At 66.7% G+C, this 20,134-nt stretch carries 14 protein-coding genes and 2 pseudogenes; 8 read left to right on the top strand and 8 right to left on the bottom strand.

What is annotated here, in order from left to right:
• The 3 genes and pseudogenes from JNW89_RS01415 to JNW89_RS01405 all read left to right on the top strand — a co-directional run.
• Positions 1-221, top strand: a pseudogene (locus JNW89_RS01415) (hypothetical protein); the annotation flags it as partial.
• 11 nt (positions 222-232) lie between these two features.
• Complete coding sequence (locus tag JNW89_RS01410) at positions 233-397, top strand: substrate-binding domain-containing protein (protein WP_375155026.1); 165 nt, start codon at positions 233-235, stop codon at positions 395-397.
• A gap of 28 nt (positions 398-425) precedes the next feature.
• Positions 426-1,523: an IS630 family transposase gene (locus JNW89_RS01405; protein WP_238447312.1), complete on the top strand. Its 1,098-nt coding sequence runs from the start codon at positions 426-428 to the stop codon at positions 1,521-1,523.
• A gap of 120 nt (positions 1,524-1,643) precedes the next feature.
• Here JNW89_RS01405 and aceE read toward each other — a convergent pair.
• A pseudogene (aceE, locus tag JNW89_RS01400) lies at positions 1,644-4,327 on the bottom strand (pyruvate dehydrogenase (acetyl-transferring), homodimeric type).
• A 766-nt stretch (positions 4,328-5,093) separates the two neighbouring features.
• Between aceE and JNW89_RS01395 the strand changes: the two are divergent.
• Complete coding sequence (locus JNW89_RS01395) at positions 5,094-5,981, top strand: RNA polymerase sigma-70 factor (protein ID WP_238447311.1); 888 nt, start codon at positions 5,094-5,096, stop codon at positions 5,979-5,981.
• A 341-nt stretch (positions 5,982-6,322) separates the two neighbouring features.
• On the opposite strand, the gene JNW89_RS01390 is transcribed toward JNW89_RS01395, so the two are convergent.
• Complete coding sequence (locus JNW89_RS01390; protein ID WP_238447310.1) at positions 6,323-6,574, bottom strand: hypothetical protein; 252 nt, start codon at positions 6,572-6,574, stop codon at positions 6,323-6,325.
• On the bottom strand, positions 6,571-6,840 hold the full coding sequence (locus JNW89_RS01385; protein ID WP_238447309.1) for a DivIVA domain-containing protein: 270 nt from the start codon (positions 6,838-6,840) through the stop codon (positions 6,571-6,573). Before JNW89_RS01385 ends, JNW89_RS01390 begins: the two co-directional genes overlap by 4 nt.
• A gap of 264 nt (positions 6,841-7,104) precedes the next feature.
• On the opposite strand from JNW89_RS01385, the gene JNW89_RS01380 reads away from it, so the two are divergent.
• From JNW89_RS01380 to JNW89_RS01365, 4 genes are all read left to right on the top strand, one after another.
• Entirely contained in the window at positions 7,105-7,992 is an 888-nt protein-coding gene (locus JNW89_RS01380; protein ID WP_238447308.1) for a helix-turn-helix transcriptional regulator, read from the top strand.
• Positions 7,985-8,179 carry a DUF397 domain-containing protein gene (locus JNW89_RS01375; protein ID WP_238447307.1) on the top strand — a complete coding sequence of 65 codons (195 nt, stop codon included), beginning with the start codon at positions 7,985-7,987 and terminating at the stop codon, positions 8,177-8,179. The genes JNW89_RS01380 and JNW89_RS01375 overlap by 8 nt, the downstream gene beginning before the upstream one ends.
• Positions 8,180-8,682: 503 nt before the next feature.
• Positions 8,683-10,743, top strand: a complete 2,061-nt coding sequence (locus JNW89_RS01370) for a hypothetical protein (RefSeq protein ID WP_238447306.1) — start codon at positions 8,683-8,685, stop codon at positions 10,741-10,743.
• A gap of 110 nt (positions 10,744-10,853) precedes the next feature.
• Positions 10,854-11,063, top strand: coding sequence for a hypothetical protein (locus tag JNW89_RS01365; protein ID WP_238447305.1), 210 nt, complete (start codon positions 10,854-10,856; stop codon positions 11,061-11,063).
• Positions 11,064-11,296: 233 nt separating this feature from the next.
• Here JNW89_RS01365 and JNW89_RS01360 read toward each other — a convergent pair whose 3' ends face one another.
• Genes JNW89_RS01360 through JNW89_RS01340 form a run of 5 tightly spaced genes read right to left on the bottom strand, consistent with a single transcriptional unit; the run spans position 11,297 to position 20,029 of the window.
• Positions 11,297-12,904, bottom strand: a complete 1,608-nt coding sequence (locus tag JNW89_RS01360) for a serine/threonine-protein kinase (protein WP_238447304.1) — start codon at positions 12,902-12,904, stop codon at positions 11,297-11,299.
• 45 nt (positions 12,905-12,949) lie between these two features.
• Complete coding sequence (locus tag JNW89_RS01355) at positions 12,950-13,738, bottom strand: hypothetical protein (RefSeq protein ID WP_238447303.1); 789 nt, start codon at positions 13,736-13,738, stop codon at positions 12,950-12,952.
• 26 nt (positions 13,739-13,764) lie between these two features.
• Positions 13,765-16,824, bottom strand: coding sequence for a type I restriction endonuclease subunit R (locus tag JNW89_RS01350; protein ID WP_238447302.1), 3,060 nt, complete (start codon positions 16,822-16,824; stop codon positions 13,765-13,767).
• A complete protein-coding gene (locus tag JNW89_RS01345) occupies positions 16,821-18,071 on the bottom strand; it encodes a restriction endonuclease subunit S (RefSeq protein WP_309139938.1) in 1,251 nt (416 codons plus the stop codon). Before JNW89_RS01345 ends, JNW89_RS01350 begins: the two co-directional genes overlap by 4 nt.
• Complete coding sequence (locus JNW89_RS01340) at positions 18,068-20,029, bottom strand: class I SAM-dependent DNA methyltransferase (RefSeq protein WP_238447300.1); 1,962 nt, start codon at positions 20,027-20,029, stop codon at positions 18,068-18,070. Before JNW89_RS01340 ends, JNW89_RS01345 begins: the two co-directional genes overlap by 4 nt.
• Positions 20,030-20,134: the final 105 nt, after the last annotated feature.

The following is a 20,134-nucleotide window of genomic DNA, read 5'->3' as shown; positions in this document are numbered from 1 at the left end:
CGCGGTCCCCGCGCCGGCCGCCCCCGGCATCCGTCGTCGAGGCGGGACGGGTCAGCGGGCGGCTGGGCCTGTTCCGGCGCAACAAGTCCCGGGCCGACGGGGACGGCGCGGGCACCCCGGCGGACGGCGAGCCGCTGTCGAGGCAGGACGCGGAGTTCGTCGACTGGGTGACCCGGCTGGGCAAGCCGGTGGCGGACAACGAGGCTGCACCAACGACCTGATCGCGCTCGGTGTGCTGCAGGAGCTGACCGGACGCGGGCTGCGGGTGCCGGACGACGTGGCGATCGTCGGCTACGACGACATCGAGTTCGCCAGGCGGCCGCTGTCCCGCTGTCTTCGGTCCGCCAACCGCGGGAGCATCTGGGCGAACGGCGGCCAACTGCTGCTAGTGTTCTGAGTCGTTAATTCGTTGGTAGATTGCTGGTGTGGGTGATGGCCGTGGTCCGAAGCTGGGGCCGCTGGAACTGACCGCCGAGGAGCGGGAGGCGTTGCGAGGGCTGGCTCGGCGGCCGAAGACGGCGCAGGGGTTGGCGGTGCGGGCGCGGATCGTGCTGGCGTGTGCGGAAGGGCTGTCCAACAGCGAGGTGTCTCGCCGGCTTGGGGTGTCGCTGCCGACGGTCGGCAAGTGGCGCAAGCGGTTCGTGGCCGATCGGGTGGACGGGCTGCGCGACGAACCGCGCCCGGGTGCGCCACGGAAGATCGGCGACGCCCAGGTCGAGGCCGTGATCACGAAGACGCTCGAAGAGCTGCCATCCAATCAGGACAGCCACTGGTCGACCCGGTCGATGGCCAAGGCGGTGGGGCTGAACCAGACCGCGGTCTCGCGGATCTGGCGGGCGTTCGGGCTCAAACCGCACCAGGTCGACAGCTGGAAGCTGTCGACTGACCCGCTGTTCGTGGACAAGGTCCGCGACATCGTCGGGTTGTACCTGGACCCGCCCGAGGCCGCCATGGTCCTCGCCGTGGACGAGAAGTCGCAGATCCAGGCCCTCGATCGGACCGCGCCGATGCTGCCGATGATGCCCGGCGTGCCCGGCCGGGTGACCCATGACTACGTCCGCCACGGCACCACCAGCCTGTTCGCCGCGCTGGACGCGGCCACCGGCAAGGTCATCGGCCAGACCCAGCGCAAACACCGCCACCAGGAGTTCCTGCGCTTCCTGCGCACCATCGACCGGGCAACCCCGCCCGAGCTGGAGCTGCATCTGGTGCTGGACAACTACGCCACCCACAAGACGCCCGCCATCGGGCAGTGGCTGCTCAAGCACCCCCGGTTCCACCTGCACTTCACCCCGACCTACTCGTCATGGCTCAACCTTGTCGAACGCTGGTTCGCCGAACTGACCAACCGCAAACTCCGTCGGTCGGCCCACCGCAGTGTCGCCGCACTGGAAGCCGACGTAACCGCCTGGATCGAGGCGTGGAACGCCGACCCCAAACCGTTCGTGTGGACCAAGACGGCTGACGACATCCTCGAAACGATCGCCGCATACTGCCAACGAGTTAACGACTCAGGACACTAGGGCCAAGCAGCCGGGCGACCACTCAGAGGTAAGCCCAATCTGCTCATGCAGCGGCCGGTGCCCGACGGCACCGGCCGCTGCATCCCAGTCGCCACAGAACCCGACAAGGCAGGAGTGGCTTCAGGCGATCCCGTAGCGCTTGCGGGCCTCCTGAACGGTCTCGGGCTTGACCTCGCCGCGCCGGGCCAGGGCTGCCAGCGCCGCGACCACGACCGACTGCGGGTCGACCCCGAAGTGGCGACGGACGGCCGCACGGGTATCGGAGAGGCCGAAGCCGTCCGTGCCGATCGAGTGCCAGTCCTGCGGCACCCACTGGCTGATCTGGTCCGGAACCGCCCGCATCCAGTCGCTGACGGCGAGCACCGGGCCGGGAGCGCCGTTCAGCACCCGGGTCACGTAAGGGATGCGGTCCTCACCCTGAAGCTGCGCCGCGTCACAGTCCAGAGCGTCGCGGCGCAGCTCGCTCCAGGAGGTGGCCGACCACACGTCGGCTGCCACACCCCAGTCGCCGGCGAGGAGCCGCTGGGCCTCCAGGACCCAGTGGATCGCGGTGCCGGAGGCGAGAAGCTGCAGGCGCGGGGCATCCGCCGCCAACTCCGTGGCATTGGCTTCCTGGTACCGGTAGAGGCCCTTGAGGATGCCCTCCTCGATGTCCGCGCCGGACGGCATGGGCGGCTGAACCTTCGCCTCGTTGTAGACCGTGAGGTAATAGAAGACGTCCTCGGCGTCCGGGCCGTACATCCGGCGCAGCCCGTCGCGGACGATCACGGCGACCTCGTACGCGAAGGCCGGGTCGTAGGCGATGGCCGCCGGGTTGGTGGATGCGATCAGGTGGGAGTGGCCGTCCGCGTGTTGGAGGCCCTCGCCGGTCATCGTCGTACGGCCGGCGGTGGCACCGATGAGGAAGCCACGGCCGAGCTGGTCGGCGAGCGCCCACATCTGGTCGGCCGTCCGCTGCCAGCCGAACATCGAGTAGAAGATGTAGAAGGGGATCATCGGCTCGCCGTGCGTGGCGTACGACGTTGCGGCGGCCGTGAAGTCGGCCATCGAACCGGCCTCGGTGATGCCCTCGTTGATGATCTGGCCGTTCGTGGCCTCCTTGTAGTACAGGAGCGTGTCGCGGTCGACCGGGTCGTAGGTCTGGCCGTGCGGCGAGTAGATCCCGGCGGTGGGAAAGAGCGACTCCATGCCGAAGGTACGCGCCTCGTCCGGAACGATCGGCACCCAACGCCTGCCGGTCTCCGGGTCCCGCATCAGGTCCTTGACCAGGCGGACGAAGGCCATGGTCGTCGCGATCTCCTGACTACCGGACCCTTGGCCAACCTTTCGAAGGGCTTGGCGGACGGCGCGGGCAGCACCACCGGGTGGACACGGCGAGCCGGGGCGGGCCCGCCCAGCGCGGCCGTGCGCTCGTGGAGGTAACGGACCTCCGGCGAATCGGCGCCGGGGTGGACGTACGGCACCACCTCACCAGTCAGCTTGCTGTCGGGGATGGGAAGTTCGAGGAGGTCGCGCAGCGCGCGGAACTCGTCGCCGGTCAGCTTCTTCATCTGGTGGTTGGCGTTGCGCGACTCGAAGGCGGGGCCGAGCGTGTAGCCCTTGACCGTCTGGGCGAGGATCACGGTCGGCGCGCCCTGGTGCTCGACGGCGGCCCGATAGGCGGCGTACACCTTGCGGGGTTCGTGGCCCGCCCGCGAGGCGTGGAAGCACTCGGCGATCTTCGCGTCGGTCAGCACCTTCGCCATCTCGACGAGCGCCGGGTCGGCGCCGAAGAAGTGCTCGCGGATGTAGCCGACATCCCGGGCCGCGTACGTCTGGAACTGCCCGTCGGGGACCTCGCGCAGCCGGCGGACGAGCGCGCCCGTGGTGTCGAGCGCGAACAGGTCGTCCCAGGCCGAGCCCCACAGCGACTTGACGACGTTCCAGCCCGCCGCGCGGAACCGCGCCTCCAACTCCTGGACGATCTTGAAGTTGGAGCGCACCGGCCCGTCGAGCCGCTGCAGGTTGCAGTTGACCACGAAGGTGAGATTGTCGAGGCCTTCGCGACCGGCAAGAGCGAGCGCGGCGGTCGACTCGGGCTCGTCCATCTCGCCGTCACCGAGGAACGCCCACACCCGCGAGGCTGAGGTGTCCTTGATGCCGCGGTGCTGCAGGTAGCGGTTGAACCGCGCCTGGTAGATCGCCGACAGCGGGCCCAGGCCCATCGACACGGTGGGGAACTCCCACAGCCACGGCAGCCGGCGCGGGTGCGGGTAGGAGGGAAGGCCTTCGCCGCCCGCCTCCTGCCGGAACCGATCGAGATGGCCCTCGGTGAGCCGACCGTCGAGGAAGGCCCGGGCGTAGATGCCGGGGGCGGCATGGCCCTGGAGGTAGAGCTGGTCGCCGGAGCCGTCGGCCTCCTTACCGCGGAAGAAGTGCTGGAAGCCGGTCTCGTAGAGCCAGGCGGCGGAGGCGTAGGTAGCGATGTGACCGCCCAGGCCATAGCGGCTGCCGCGGGTCACCATCGCGGCGGCGTTCCAGCGGTTCCAAGCGGTGATGCGCCGTTCCATCTCCTCATCACCGGGGAACTCCGGCTCGGCGGCGGTCGGGATGGTGTTGATGTATTCGGTCTCGAGCAGCTTCGGCAGCGCAAGGCCGACGCCCTCAGCGTGTTCGAGAGTGCGGCGCAGGAGGTACGAGGCGCGCTGTGGCCCGGCCGCGGCGGTGACGGCGTCGAGAGAGGCCGCCCACTCGGCGGTCTCCTCGGGGTCACGGTCCGGGATCTGATCGAGTGCGTTCGGGTTGTTTCGCCCGATGTCGGTCATGGTGGCCGCCTTCCGACGGTTCCGGACCTCTCGTCCGCAGGGCGGGAGGTCGACACGGTGAGACAGGAAAGCTGCCTGCCGGGGATGCTCCGGCCGCAGCTACCAGCGAAGTGACTGGGAAGCAGCAAGGCCCGCAGCCGCCCACCTCCTGGGCGTCGCGGTACCGGGCCAGGAATGCGGTCAGTGCCGGCAGCATCTCCTCGGCGGCCCGCTCGGCGAGTCAGGCGCCCGCGAGACGGCGAACCGGCTGAACGATGAGCTCACGACACCCTCCGTTTCACCACACCTTGAGGAATCGGCACGGAACCGATGCTTCGTCCCGCGCCTTCCGGTTTCGTCGGCGAGCCGCCTCGCCGATCCACCACCAAGGACCAGGTGAGGCAGCGATTCGTGACAACCGACCCGCGTGTCAACGCCGCCTGAATCCTGACCATCGTGTTCCGCCCTGGAACCCGCCCGGAACCACGTGGTCAGTTTTCAGGCGGAGCCGACACCGCGACCAGCGCCCCGCGAGGACCTGCCGTCATCTCTCCGGCTGCCCTCGACCGGTATGGCCCGACCTACCACCGCACTGAACCGGCAAGCTGAGGCCGTGACACGCCTTGCCCGGGCCTTGCGCGACCGGCCGCCGCCCTGGACACGGTCAGCGATTCGAATCACGGAACGGGTATGCCGGCACCAGACGCGGCACCGGCAAGCTGAAACCAGGTGGACAAAGACCTCGGCAACCGCGACAGGCGGCTACCAACGGGAGGAACGAGACGTCATGTCCCACCGCGAGGTCCCGACGGATGCCGTGCGGGCCTTCGACGCGGTCCGGCCCCGGCTGTTCGGCATCGCCTACCGGATGCTCGGCACCGTTCACGACGCCGAGGACATCGTCCAAGACACGTGGCTACGTTGGCAGCTCACGGACCGCAGCGCAGTACGGGACCCGACAGCATTCCTCGTTACCGCAACGACCAGGCTCGCCCTGAACGCGGCGACATCGGCACGCGCCCGGCGAGAGACCTACGTCGGCCCATGGCTGCCCGAGCCGGTCCAGACATCGGTCGATCCGGCAACCCGAGCAGAGCAGGGCGAAGCTCTCGGACTTGCGTTGCTCCTCCTCCTGCAACGACTGACTCCGCACGAGCGCGCCGTGTACGTGCTACACGAGGCCTTCGACTATCCCTTCCGGCAGATCGCCGAGGTCCTCGACATCACCGAGGCGAACGCGCGGCAGCTCGGGCGCCGGGCGCGCACGCACCTCGCCGAAGAACGGCACGCGCCGGTCGCCCCCGCCGAGCACGGCCGGCTGCTCCACGCCTTCCTCGCCGCCGCACGCTCCGGTGATCTCGGTCAGCTGGAAAAACTGCTCGCGAACGACGTCGTCTCCTACGCCGACGGCGGCGGCATGGTCAGCGCGGCGCGGGTACCGGTCACCGGCCGGGCCGACGTCGCCCGCTACATCGCCGGCCTCATGAGAAAGTTCGGCGCGGTCGTCTCGCTGGACTTCGTCGAGTCCAACGGGCAGGAAGCCGTCCTCGTCCGCCGGGCAGGATCCGTCGTCGCACTGTGCGCGATCGATGCCTCTCCCGAGGGCATCACCCGAGTGCTGATCACCCTCAACCCGACCAAACTCGCCCGGTTTGATCCACAAGAAACCCGCTGATCGGGCGGCAACCCCAGGCGGGTTGATCGGGCGACCCGCCTGGGGCCAAGCCTGACGCGACAGCGGCACCAGCCAGTAGGCAGGCCATCAACTTCCCGAGCCCACCCGACAAGCTCCCCCTCACCCACCGGCCGCACCCCGCCGCCGCCGGCCACTCTTCCCGTTCGGCGTCCTGAGCGATCATCAGGACTGCTCCGACAACCGTGGGCCGGAACCTGGCTGCCCGGATCCGTCCCTCACCACCGTGGGCCACGGGCGGCTACCTCGGTGTGCGGACACCCGGCGCGGAGCTCCTCATGCGTCCACGACTCCGACCGCCCGCTCGGCTACGCCGCCCTTGCTCAGCGGCGCAAGCGGCGGGAGCAGGCGCCGTCGTGGTCGGCGCGGAGCAGGCAACGCCGACCGCCGGGCATCAGCAGGTCGCAGAAGACCCGATGGCGTACGTTCTGGTGGTCCTCGGCGGAGACGGTGGTCTCCCCCGGGTCGGTCTGCGGCAGCACCATCAGCCACCGGCCGATCACCCGGGCCAGGCGCTGCGCGGCGGGCAGGTCGGCGGTGGCCACCGGCAGGTGGATGACGTACCGCTGGGTCATGCCTCGGGTCCCTGATCGGCGTGGTCGCTCGATTGGCGACGCAGCGCCTCCTTGGCGGAGGCAACTTCCCGCCGGCTCGCGGCCAGGGCCGCGTAGACGGCGGCCATGTCCACGGCGACCCGGTCGAGGAAGGCGTACACGTGGTCGGGTTCAAGGCCGCGGCGTCCGAGCCCGACCAGCTTGAAGCGGCGCTCGCGCACCTGCCACGGCAGCAGCGGGGTGTACGGCATCGTGCCGTAGCTCGACCGTTGATTGCGGACGCTCATCTGCTGCCTGCCTCTCGTGTCGGATGGAAGGGGTGGGGCCACTCGTCCTCCCCGCACGTGCGGACCCACCCCGCCCTGCCACCGCAGCTTTCGATCAGCGGTACGGCACCAGGGCCTTGTAGTCATCGTGTGACAGTGGGCAGTGGAGACGCAACGTTCCACAGCAGAATTCTTGGCTCAGGCATTGACTTTTTTTACTGCAACCGATATGAGTTACGTGGTCGCGTTACGCAGTGTTGCGGGATGGAATCAGGGAGTGCTCGGGTGACAGAGGACGTCGGATCGACCGTGCCGCGTCGGCAGCTCGGTCGGCTGCTGCGCCAGTTCCGCACCGAGGCCGGGGTGACTCTGGACGCCGCCGCCGAAGCGCTGGAGTACAGCCGGCAGAAGATCTGGCGGATCGAGAGCGGCCTGGGGCCGGTGCGGGTGCTCGACGTCAAGGCGATGTGCGAGCTCTACCACGTGTCGCCGGAGATGACCGAGGCGATGCGGGGGCTGGCCGCCGAGACGAAGTCGAAGGGGTGGTGGCACGCGTACGGGGACGCGGTGCCGAGCTGGTTCGAGCTGTACGTCGGGTTGGAGTCCGCCGCGTCGCGCCTTCGCGGCTACGACGAGTCGCTGATCCCCGGCATCCTTCAGACCAAGGAGTACGCGCACGGGCTCTATCGGCTTGGGCGGACACTGAGCGACCAGGATCGTGAGCGCGCCGTCGAGGTGCGGCTACAGCGGCAGGCCCTGCTCACCCGACGGCTCCCCGCCGCACCGCGGCTGGAGTCGGTTCTCTCCGAGGCGGTACTCCGCCGCGCCGTAGGCGGACCGGCCGTCATGAGCGCTCAGCTCGACCACCTCCTCAAGCTGTCCGAGCTGCCTAACGTCTCGGTCCGAGTTCTGCCCTTGACGTCCGGTCCTCAGCCTGGAGCGGTGGCCGGGACCTTCATGATCCTCGACTTTCCCGCTACCAAAGGTGGTCGGGCCGCGCCGGAACCGTCGATCGTGTACAGCGAGTCGCTGACCGGGGCGCTCTACCTCGACAAGCCCGACGAACTGGCCGCCTACGAGCGCGTCTGGAAGGGTCTGGATGCGCTCGCCCTCGGCGAGGCAGAATCGAAGGACATGATCAAGAGGATTACCGGGGAGACGCGGCATGACTGACCTGACCGGCGCCGTCTGGCGCAAGAGCACCCGCAGCGGCGACAACGGAGGCGCGTGCGTCGAGGTCGCCGACAACCTCCCCGGCATCATCGCCGTACGCGACTCCAAAGACCCCGACGGGCCACACCTGCTTTTTCCAGCTGCAGCGTGGGTGTCCTTCACTGCCGCCGTCCGGAAGCCGGCCTGACGGGCTAGACCCAGCCGATCTAGCCGCCAACAAATCCGTGACCTCCGGTGCCCTGGCAGCCCGTCGGGGCCAGATCCCACCACCATCGGCCGTGCCCCCCTCTCGCCCACCTGGGCTTCGACTGAAAGACCCGACTCCCGGCCCCGTCAGCCAACGCTTTGGGCCCAATCGCGGCCAGCGCGCCTACCTCGGCCTTCGTCTTTGGACGCCGTGAGGAGGACGGCGGCTCGACGGGAGGCGGATGCGGCGCTGGCGATGAGCGCCCGTACGAACGCCCGACCTCAGCGATTCTCCCGGCCTTGCCCTCTTCCTCGCGGGCAGGCGGCGGCCGTTTTCGGCAGTGATGGTCAGCCATTCGGGAAGACAAAGGGGCCGGCTGGCCTTATTGCGCCCTCCGAGCTGTCGCATCAACGACAGACGTCTTCAAACTTGTTGTCACAGCAAGGAACGTCTTCAGCACCGAACGTGATTCTTTTTCGGGCACCTTTCGACCGAGCCAAGGGGTGGATGTGGTTTCGAGTCTCGAGCGCACCTCAGCCAAGCAGGACAAGGGCTACCAGCCGACCTCCAAAACAGATGAGGCCCACCGGGTCACGGCCTCGGCGTCCATGCCCTCCCCCCGATCCACCTTCCTGATTTGCTTCCTCCTGGCACTCCTGTTCGTCTTCGTCATCGCCGGTACCCCGCCAGGGTGGGGCGCCGGCATCAAGTGGACGACCCGAGCGCTCGCCGGCGTCATTCTGGTACTTCTGCTGGCCTGGCACACCCGACGTCGCTACTACTGGCCCCAGACACGGTCCCACCAACCCACCAGGGTATGGCGACTGCCGGATAACCAGGTAAATATCCTTCAGCGCAGCGCGGGCCAGACCAAAGCTCTCAGCCGCTTAAACGAGGCGGACTCGGCACGCGCTCGAGCATTCACATCAGCGATCCTCTTCCCGGCCAGCGTTCGACAAAGAATCACCGAGCGCTACGAGCCCAGCCAGAGAACGCTCACCCAGCACGTGACGATCGACGCGCAACTGCATCCACGGGTGGTGCGACAAATTCTGCATCCGGAAGACAAAACGATCGGCGGCCGCCAACCCTCGGTTCCGCTCCAGCGCCAAGCGGGGATAGAGGAAACGCGGGCGGAAGGCAGTGCATCGTCGAATGACGCAGCGGACAGGTCCGGAGGTGTCCACGATCAGCCGGTAATCCTGTTTCCCGTACTGGTCCCTCGCAAAGGGGAAATGGTTGATAACCTCCGCGTCCTCGCCGCAGACGGTAGCGCGCTTCCGGTCCTCTCGTACCGGCAGTACCTCCAGCTGATCGCCCAGGTCCTCAGGACCCTACTTGACATCGCATATGGTGCAGACATCTCCCAGAGCACTCACAGCAAGGCGTTCGAGGCCGAGCACATTGCGCTCCGAGCAGTGATGCGCCGGGCCGAAAACACCGAGCCGGACGACGACGATTCCGGAAGCCATGAACTGGACGTGGCGGCGAACCTGACTGACGGTCCCAAGGTTGTCAACAGCGCCGCGCTCAGGCTCGCCGCACAGCTGGTCAAGAAGCTCACCTCCCACTATGCCGTCGTCGCCGCGATCCCCTGTCCGCCGGACGGTCGCTTCGTCGTCTCCTATGAGCGCATGATGACTCCGGCCCTCGAACTTGCCCCGATCAAGCAGGGGGTCCTGAGCTGGCTGAAGGCCAGGGCCCGGCTCCTGCTCGGCTCTCGCCCGGTCGACTTCTCTATTTCGTTGGACAACGCGTGGACGACCCAGAGCTACCACCTTCTGATCGACGCACAGGATGGAGTTTTCGTCGGTGTCCAAGAATCCGAAGAGCTAATCGGCTATCTCGACGCGCATTGGAATCGGCGGAAGGAAATTCGCCGGGACGAGGCCAGAAAATATCGCTCCAATTCGTCCGCTATGGGGGGAGCAGGCTCCACGGTGGAAAGCACTACGCCGCCGCCGTACTATCGCTTCCGGCGACGCGCGGGCCAACGGTACGCGCACTTCTACACTCGATTCTTCCCCGAGCCGATGGAGGAACTCAAGAAGGAGCATCGCATGCCGAACGTGCGATTCCGTTTCTACGAGGTCCCACCGGGCTCCGTGTTCCGTGCGGTGATAACAGCCTCCGCTGCGGCGTTGCTAATCTGGCTGATTGGCTTCGTAGCCTCACGTAAAGCCGACCCCGGCACGGACGTTCCCGCCTTCCTCCTGGTTTTTCCCGCAGTAGCCGCCGCCTGGCTAGGCTTCGACGGCCAACCCCGACGTCTTCTCGAGGGGACACTGGCAGCCAGGATCTCGCTGGTCACCACCGTCCTGTGCTCCATCGCGGCGAGTGGCCTTTTCATGATCCACAAGGCTGACCTTCCGTACTTCCGCTGGGAGAACGTCGCGGACATGCAGGTTCTCGGCATCGCATCGTTGGCGTGGAGTGTGCTAACGGTCTTGGCTGTCCTGAACGCAGCCGCGATCGGGTACGCCTACCTTGCGCGCACGTGGGAGTTCATGCACCTGTCCAGCAGGCCCGACAACTTCGGCGGCCCAAAGGAGAACGTGGGCTGAGGCGATGCCCACTGCTACGCTCAGCGTTACCTCAGCATTACCGTGGCGACTACCCTTCTCAGTTGATCCTTCCCAGCACCTATGCCCGTCTTATCTAGAGGAGAACTTGCATGGGACTATGGATTGGAGCGGACAAGGCAATGGCAACCGACTCGGAGTATCACATCTCGTCACATGACTGGCCGGCAGGATCGCAGGCAAGCGATCTCACGCTCGAACAGGCGAATGAGGTTTTTGACCTGTTTGACAGCTTTTACCCCTTAGCGGTCCAGGGCCTGTCGTCCGTCACAATCCCCATGCCTCAGGACACCGACGACTGATGTGACTCGCACGGCCACCGCGAGCCGATACGCGGATGAACGCTAGCCGGCCGCTTGCAGACGCCGAATGCCGCGGCACCGGTAGCCCGTGTGCTCGTCCCGGTGCAGTACTACGCCGAGGACCCGGGGCAGGCTGATGGCGCTCGGCAATTCGGCTCGTCTCCCCAGATGGCAGCGGAACGGCGCCACCCGCTCGACACACTGCTTGGGCGTGTCTTCCCGATCGAACATGCTCATCGCCTCTGACGCCGTCCGTTCGTCTCGCCGGTCGCGTTCTCGCCCAGCCGACCGAGATGCACCAGCAATGTCTCGATCTCTGCCGCAGCCGGCGACTGCGGCCCGTACAAGGCGCTGATGTCTCGAAGCAGGTCCCGGAGGTGGCGTCGGGCACCGCTTACGTCGCCGACCCCGGCGGCGAGCATGGCAACTTGTTGCCGCAAGGCGAACAGCTCTGGTGAGTCCGGTGACATCACCCGCTGCTCCTCGAGCAGCAGCGAGCGCAGCTCGTCCAGCGCTGCGGTCGCCTCGCCCAGCTCGGCCTGACACACTGCTGCCTGCTGCCGGCACTGCCAGATCAGCTCCTGATCCGGCACCGGGCGCTCAGCAAGGTCGGGAATGAGACGCTGGAACTCGGGCAGCGCCTGGCGGAAGGCGCCGGCGAGGACGTACAGGTTGGCGAGGTTGAGCCGCAGCTCCAGAATCCTGGGCTGCTTGGCGGCGGGCCCTTTCCGGATCGGACGCAGCGCCGTTTCCAGCAGCGCGGCGGCCTGGGTGAACCGCTCCTCCTCGGCGAGCTCCCAGGCACGCTCCTCTGCTTCGGCCAACTCGTCGAGGGACAGCGGCCCGGACATCTGTGGCGCCGACCGTGGCCAAACGACGTCGACCCTGGTCGGAGCGATCGGCGCGCGGGGCGGTAGCGGACCGAACGGATAACGGTGGGGCATGGTCGGGTCGACGGACTGACCATCGGCGACCACTACGGCCAGGTCGTCGGCCACGCCGGGATCGACCACTCCGAGCGGCGCCAGGAGCTCGTACACCTCAGCGGCGGACCCGGGCCGGTCCTGCGGGTCCTTTGCGAGCAGGTGAACGACGAGCCGCACGAGTACGTCGGGCACACCGGCGCGATACTCGGTGACCGACGGAATCGGATCGTTCATGTGGCGGTGCAGCAGGCCGAGCGCGCTGTCCGCGCGGTACGGCGGCTCGCCTGTCAGTAGCTCAAACAGCACACAGCCCAGCGCGTAGAGATCGGCGCGCGGCCCGACGGCGCTGTTGAGCGCCTGCTCCGGGGCCATGTAGGTGGGTGTGCCCAGGGTGTGGCTGGTGGCGGTTAGCCGGGGCACGTCCGGGCCGAGCAGCGCCGCCACACCGAAATCGAGGACCTTGACCGATCCGGTCGGGGTGACCATCAGGTTCTGCGGCTTCAGATCCCGGTGCACCAGCGAGGCGGCGTGTGCGACGGCGAGCACCGAGCAGATCTGCGCGCCGATGGCGGCTGCCCATGGCACGGCGAGCCGGCCGCGCTCGGCGATCAGGTCGGAAAGCAGCAGGCCTGGTACGAGCTGCATGACGATGTAGACGTCGTCACCGTGGTGGCCGACGTCGTGGACGCTGGGCACCCCGGGGTGGTCCAGCCGGGCGGTGACCCGGGCTTCGCGCATGAACCGTTCGACCGCGTTGTCCCGCTCGTTCTCGGGGATGGTGAGCTTGCGGAGGAACTTGATGGCGACGGGCCGGTCGAGCTTCTCGTCGAAGCCGCCCCACACCTCCCCCATGCCGCCATGGCCGAGCGGGTACGTCAGCTCGTACCGGTCGGCCACGCGCTCCTGCGCCCGCATCCGCCTCCCCCTGTTTCCCGCAGCCGATTCCGTTGGTTCGAGCAGCTAGAACCGCTCACCGTACACTTCAGCCAGCTCCCGATACGCCTCGCGAACCGCGTCGAGGGCGGCCGGGTCGTGAGCGGCGTTCTCCGCGGCCAAGGCCGCAAGCTCGAGGGCGGTCTGGATCCGGGACAGGTCTGCCTCGATCTGATCCCACAGCGCCCTCGCTTTCTCCCGCTGTTCGGCCAGCAAGTTCGCGGCCTGACTGTTGGGCGAAGCGATCCGAGTCGGTTGGTGCTGCTGGCGAACGACCTGGGGACGAAGCTGCTGTCGACGACCGAGAACGTCAGCGGCCTCCCACAACACTTGGGCGAGCAGCTGCCCTCCCTCGGCCGGGTCGATCACCTTCTGGACGGCGGGCAGGGCAACACCGGCTCGCTCGGCCAACCCCATGAGGCCGAAGAATTCTTCGCGCTCCTCCACCCTTTCGAGCGTGTGGTGTAGTTCCGGGAACGCCGCCTGATCGGGTGCCACCACCTGGGCAGGCGGCGTGTCCGACACGGTCGCCGCCAAGCCCAAGCCCAGCACGAGCGTGGCCAGAATGAAGACCACCAAGAAGGGCGCACCGTTGAGGGACAGCCCGAAGGCGCCGAGCACGACCAGCGTGGCGAGCACGATGATGCCAGCCACATTGGGAGAGTTCTGGCGCACCGGTACGGCTCGCAGGTACGTGATACTTCCCCACTCATTCTTCACTCGCGCCCCGGACACCTTGAGCGGGGCGAGCGCCGCGACAGTCCTCGTGGCGTCGCTGGCGATCCAGAGGTGGAAGGGGTGGTCGGACGGGGACAACCGTCCTCCTCTCGAGAGGTATTCAGTTAGGCGATGCCCTTGCGGCGGCGGATCATCTGGTACGCCTGCCGGCGGGCGAACTGGTTGAGCTGCGAGCGCAGGCTGTCGTCGTCCAGGTAGCGCTGCATCAGCTTGCCGTTGTCGTCGTGCCGGGACAGGATCACGTCCTCGATGCGCTTGTCGCAGACCACGCCGAAGTTGCTCTCGTCGTTGACCATGGCGGCGGCTTCGAGGGTGCCGTCCTCAACCAGGGCGACGATCTGCTGCTCGACCCAGACCTTGTCGGCGTCGCCCAGCCCGATGCCGAACTTGTCGTTGAACGCGTCGATGAGCTCCGACAGCGCGACCTTCTCCGGGTCATGCTGCCTGCCCGCTCCCCCGCCGACGAACCCGGGCAGCATCTGCTCACCCTCGGGCGTCAGCGACGCGTCGTGCTCGCCGGTCTTGCTGACCCGCAGGTGGGTCAACTCCACCTCGCCGATGTCGACCGACGGGTCCTGTCGACGGGGCAGCCGGTTGAGCAGCGCACGCCCGTAGAGGTAGAGCCTTTCCAGGTCCTCGTCGTGGTAGGGCACGACCTGGCTCAGGAACGCGTACATCCGGGTGTAGTCGCGCAGCGCGGACCGGAAGGTGTCGGCGGCCTCGGCGTCGTCGGCGGCCAGGGCGTTGTAGCGGTCCACGGCCGGTTCGGTGAACCGGTAGAGGGCGGCGTGGGCCCGCTGGAGGCCGGTGTCGCTGGTGGCCTTCCGCTCGGCGGCGAGCAGCGCCTCGGCGTACGCCTGCATCTCGGAATCGACCAGCAGGGCGTAGCCCATGACCGCGTGCTGGGCGGTGTAGAGCAGGTTGGGGTCGGTGGGGGTGGTGGCGGCGGTTTCGAAGTACGGCTTGAACTGCTCGGCGATATCGCCGGCCTCGTTGACGAAGTCGAGGACGAAGACGTCGCCCTGGGCCTTGAGCGGGTGGGTACGGTTGAGCCGGGACAGGGTCTGCACGGCGGCGACGTTCTTGAGCAGCTTGTCCACGTACATCGTGGTGAGCAGCGGCTGGTCGAAGCCGGTCTGGTACTTCTCGGCGACGACCAGCATCCGGTACTCGGTGGGCTGCTTGGCCCTCGGCGTGCCGGCGTGCTTGTCGTCGGCGGCGGTGTAGGCGAACCGTTCGGGCAGCTCACCCTCGCTGAACCCGTTGATCCGGGCCTCGGTGTGCTCCACGCCGTCCACGTTGAGGTCGCCCGAGAAGGCGACCAGTGAGTCGCAGCCAACGTAGCCCTGCATCTCGACGTACTTCTTGATGGCGGTATGCAGGCGGACGGCGGCCTCGCGGGAGCCGGTGACCACCAGGGCCTTGGCCCGGCCGCCGAGCCGCGGCGCGGTGTGCCTGCGGAAGTGCTCGACGATGATCTCGGCCTTCTGCGCCTGCATAGTCGGGTGCAGGCTGGCGAAGCGGGCCAGCTGCGACCCGGCCTTCTTCGGGTCGACCTCCGGGTCGTCGGGGTTGGCGTTCGCCAGCTTCCAGTACGACTTGTAGGTCACGTAGTTGCGCAGCACGTCGAGGATGAAGCCCTCGTCGATGGCCTGGCGCATCGAGTACGTGTGGAACGGCTGGGGGTTGCCAGTCACCGAGTGCGGGGTGCCGAACAGTTCGAGGGTCTTCGGCTTCGGCGTAGCCGTGAACGCGAAGTACGACAACGTCTCGTGCCGGCCGCGCGCCAACGCCGACGCGGTGAGTAGGTCACCCGACTCGTCCACGTCGTCGCTACCGAGCTTGAGCAGCACCTTCTTCAGCGCGGCGGCCGAGTCACCGGACTGGGACGAGTGCGCCTCGTCGACGATGACCGCGAACCGCTTGCCGCGCAGCCCCTGCACCTTGTCGAGGATGTAGGGAAACTTCTGCATGGTGGTGATGACGACCTTGGCGGTCTCGCCCTGGAGTGCGGCGGCCAACTGTGCAGAGTCCTTGTCGATCCGCTGCACCACGCCCGGCACGTGCTCGAACTGGAAGACGGTGTCCTGCAACTGCCGGTCCAGCACCACCCGGTCGGTGATGATGATGGCCTTGTCGAAGACCGGCTCGTTGGGGCGCAGCCCCTTGGCCCGCGCATCCTCGTCGAGCATGGGGGCGGTGTGCAGGCTGGAGAGCCGGTGCGCCAGCCAGGCGATGGTGTTCGACTTGCCCGACCCGGCCGAGTGCATGACCAGGTAGTTCTGCCCGGAGCCGTTGCGGGCGGCGTGGTCGGCCAGGTTGGTGACCGCGTGCCACTGGTGGTAGCGCGGGAAGATCAGGCTGCCGGAGTCCTTGTCGGTGTGCAGGAACCGCCGGACCATGTCCATCCAGGTGTCCGGGTGCCAGATCTGCTCCCAGAGGTAGGAGCTGCGGTAGCCCTTGTCGCCGGCGGGCGGGTTGCCGGCGCCGCCGGAGACGCCCGGCCCGTCGGAGCCGGTGTTGAAGGGCAGGAACCGGGTCTTGTCGCGCGCCAGCTTCGTCGTGACGAAGACCAGGTCGGGGTCCACGGCGAAGTGCACGAGGGTACGCCTCGCGAAGAGCAGTTCCTTCGGGTCCCGGGTCTCGCGGTACTGCTTCTTGGCGTCCTCGATGGTCTGGCCGGTGAGCGGGTTCTTCAGCTCGGCCGTGGCGAGCGGGATGCCGTTGACGAAGAGGACCAGGTCGAGGGTGTTGTTGTTGCTCGTCGAGTAGGCGAGCTGGCGGGTGACGGTGAGGCGGTTGGCGCGGTAGAGCTTGAGCGCGTCGTCGGTGATGGCGTGGGCGGGGTTGAAGTAGGCCAGCCGGATCAGGACGCCCTTGTCCTTGACGCCACGGCGGAGCACGTCGAGGGGGCCACGCTCGTCGATCTGCTTGGCGAGGTACTGAGCGAAGTGCCGCTGCGCCTCGTTGGCGTTGTTCCCGTGGTAGGCAAGCAACTTCGCCCACTCGTCCGGCTGTGTCGCGCCGATGAAGGCGAACAGCTCGGCGGTGTCCAGTCCTGACTGCCGATCGTAGTTGCTGGCCGCTCCCCGCAGCCATCCCGAGCCGACCAGCTCGTGCTCGATTGCTGCCTCGAACGACTGCTCCTTGTGGACTGGGCTCATAGGTCGGCCTCCCGCGCCGTCGTCAAGTCCATCGCTCCTGATACAGCCGCCGCTATCAACGCCTGTCGCCGCTCACTGAGCAGGCCGAGCTGTCGCTCCACCACCGTTCGAAGATTTGAGGTAGGGCGATGGTGCGCGAACACCTCGGCCAGCATCAGCCGTTGGGCCGCTAAGGGAGCAGCCGGTACAGGCCATTCCTTGACTTCTTCAATCTTCAGATTCGCCATAGATTGCGAGGTTCCGTGAGACGCGGCAGCACAGAGGTCGCGAATTCTGGTTCCCTGCGCAACCATCGCTAGATAGTTCTTATCAAGCGCCGAGGTCGTTCCGATCCGGAAGATCTTGTCGCAGAGCAGGAGCTTCCGTCGAACCGATCCAACTACTGCAGCGGCACCCACAAGCGCGGGAGTATTTGCACGAGTTACGAGCAAATCACCCTCTCTGACTTCATAGCGGCTAACCGGAGCGACCTCGTCTGGGAGTCTTTTGTTCTCCGATGGGTGGAAGACGCCGCGCTTCACGCTACTAACCTTGAGAACACCCCACTCATGATCCTCTGCTGGCATGTTGTCGCACTGGGGGCTAAATCCCTGCTCGACACTGGCGATGAACCTTCTGAAGGGAGTGGTGCCGAAAGTGCCGGCCACCTCATCGATCTTGGAGTCAAGGACTGCTAGATCCCGCTCATGCAGCCTAAGCAGCATCTCCTGCTGCGCCTTCGCTAAGCGATCAATCCGCGCAACTTCACTGTCGAGGAAGTCTGCGATGCGCCGCTGCTCGTCAAGCGGAGGTAGTGGCAGTTCGAGATTGCCAACCTGTTCAGCATTCAGGTTCTGTTGCGTGTTACTGCGCGCCAGCGACGGCAACGCCTTACGCAGGGAGGAAAGGCAATACTCCAGAAAGCGAGGATCAACACGATGCGTCGGGGTTATGCCTAAGATCGCTTGATTCCAAGCGCCTATGCGACCCAACCGCGCCGTGTGGCCGAGACTTGCATACATACTAAACAGGATCGTGCCAGGTGGCGAAGGCTTCAAACGCGCGGCGCAGAGGCCAGCTGCTGTCAGAGCCCTGCTCGTGGTCTGGACGACAGGCTGGCTGGACATGTCTCCGATGGAAACCCATGGCACACCTTCGCCCGAGGAAGCCCAGTAGCTGCTATTACCAACGTCCGGCGTCCCTCCAGCGTTGAGTTGCGCAATGTACTTAAGCCGAGTCACTATCCAGCCATGGGGATTCCCAGTCACTGCGTGACCTCGCCCAGCAGGTTCTGAATCTCCGCCTCGAGAGCCTTTATCTCGGCGTCGATCTCCGCCAATGACCTCGGAGGCTGGTAGACGTAGAAGTGGCGGGTAAACGGGATTTCATATCCAGTCCTGGTCTTGGACTCGTCGATCCAGGCGTCGGGGACGTGTTGGATCACCTCGCGCTTGAGGTAGTCGTGGATGTCCTCGTCCAGCGGCACGTTCTCGTTGTCCCGCAGATCGGCGTCCGCCAGTGGCTTGCCCTTGCGGTCGGTCTGCACCTCCCCCTCCGGGTCGCTGACGGAGAACGCCTCCCACACCGCCTTCTCCACCGCCGCCGGCAGCTTGCCAAGCCCGTTCAGCTTCATCGCGAACTCAGCCCGCGTCGCGGACTGCGTGCCGATCAACGACTTCGCCGCCGCCAGCAGCGACTCCCGCTCGACGTACTTGAACACCGCCCGCGCCTCCGCGAGCAGCGCGACCGTCTCCTCCGTGACCTCGAACCGCAACCGCAGCGGACGCTCCACGGTGATCCGCTGGTAACCGAAGTCGGTGGTCTTGAAGACCTTCACCTTGGCGTGCTGCGGATGCGCCGGGTCGTCCGCGATGGACAGCGCGTCCACGTACGCCTTGGTCAGCTCGGCGATGTGCTCGTCAGTGAGCATCTTGCGTTTGTCGCCGAGGCTCTTGCGCATCTTGGTCCAGTAGTCGCGGCCGTCGAGCAGCACGACCCTGCGGTGGCGCGCCGGCTTCTTGCGGTTGGTGAGGATCCAGAAGTAGGTGGAGATGCCGGTGTTATAGAAGAGCTGGTCTGGCAGCGCGACGATGCCCTCCAGGAGGTCGTTCTCCAGGATCCAGCGGCGGATCTCCGACTCCCCAGACCCGGCGGCGCCGGTGAAGAGCGGTGAGCCGTTGAAGACGATTGCCAGCCGGCTGCCGCCGTCCTCGGGGCGCTTCATCTTCGAGATCATGTGCTGGAGGAAGAGCAGCGAGCCGTCGTTGATCCGCGGCAGCCCGGCACCGAACCGGCCGGCGTGGCCGCGAGCATGCTCGGCCTTGATGAACGCCTCGACCTTCTTCCATTCCACGCCGAACGGCGGGTTGGCGAGCATGTAGTCGAAGCGCTCGCTCTCGTGCCCGTCCTGGCTGAACGAGTTGCCGTAGGCGATCTTCGTCGGGTCGCCGCCCTTGAGCATCATGTCGGAGCGGCAGATGGCGTACGTCTCGCCGTTGAGCTCCTGCCCGTACACCTCAACGGTGGCGTGCGGATTGTGCGCCTGAATGTGGTCCTGGGCCTCGCTGAGCATGCCGCCGGTGCCGCAGGCCGGGTCGTAGACTTTGCGGACGATGCCCGGGGTGACCAGGTCGTCCTCGTCGGGGGCGAGCAGCAGGTTGACCATCAGCTTGATGACCTCGCGCGGGGTGAAGTGCTCACCGGCGGTCTCGTTGCTGATTTCGGAGAAGCGGCGGATCAGCTCCTCGAAGACGTAGCCCATCTGGTGATTGGAGACCACGTCCGGGTGCAGGTCGATGTCGGCGAACTTTGCGACCACCTGGTAGAGCAGCCCGGCCTCAGCGAGGCGGCTGATCTGGGTGTCGAAGCCGTACTTCTCCAGCACGTCGACTGCGCCGGGCGAGAAGCCGCCGATGTAGGCGCGCAAGTTCAGCCCGACGTGGTCCTGGTCGCCGAGCAGCTTCCGAAACGACATCTCGCTGGTGTTGTAGAACGACAGCCCGGCGGCCTTGCGCAGCACCGGGTCCATGTTTTGCACGCCAAGCTGCTTGAGCTGGGCGTGTTTGGCGAGCACCGCGTCCTTCGTCGGCTCCAGCACGCAGTCGAGGCGGCGCAGCACGGTCAGGGGCAGGATCACCCGGCCGTACTCCGACTGCTTGTAGTCGCCGCGCAGCAGGTCGGCCACCGACCAGATGAAGTTCGCGAGTTCGTGGTGCTTGGCGCTCACCAGATTCCTTTCGTTGTCAACAAACATGCAGTATGGCCGGTGGTCTGCATCGTTGTAGTCCCCCACCCGGTGCAGATGACGGGCCTGATCCGTCAGCAGGAGCCG

Source organism: Micromonospora sp. 4G55 (assembly GCF_016803375.1).
The sequence above is the reverse complement of the archived record's forward strand: the minus strand, read 5'-3'. Positions and strand labels throughout refer to the sequence as shown.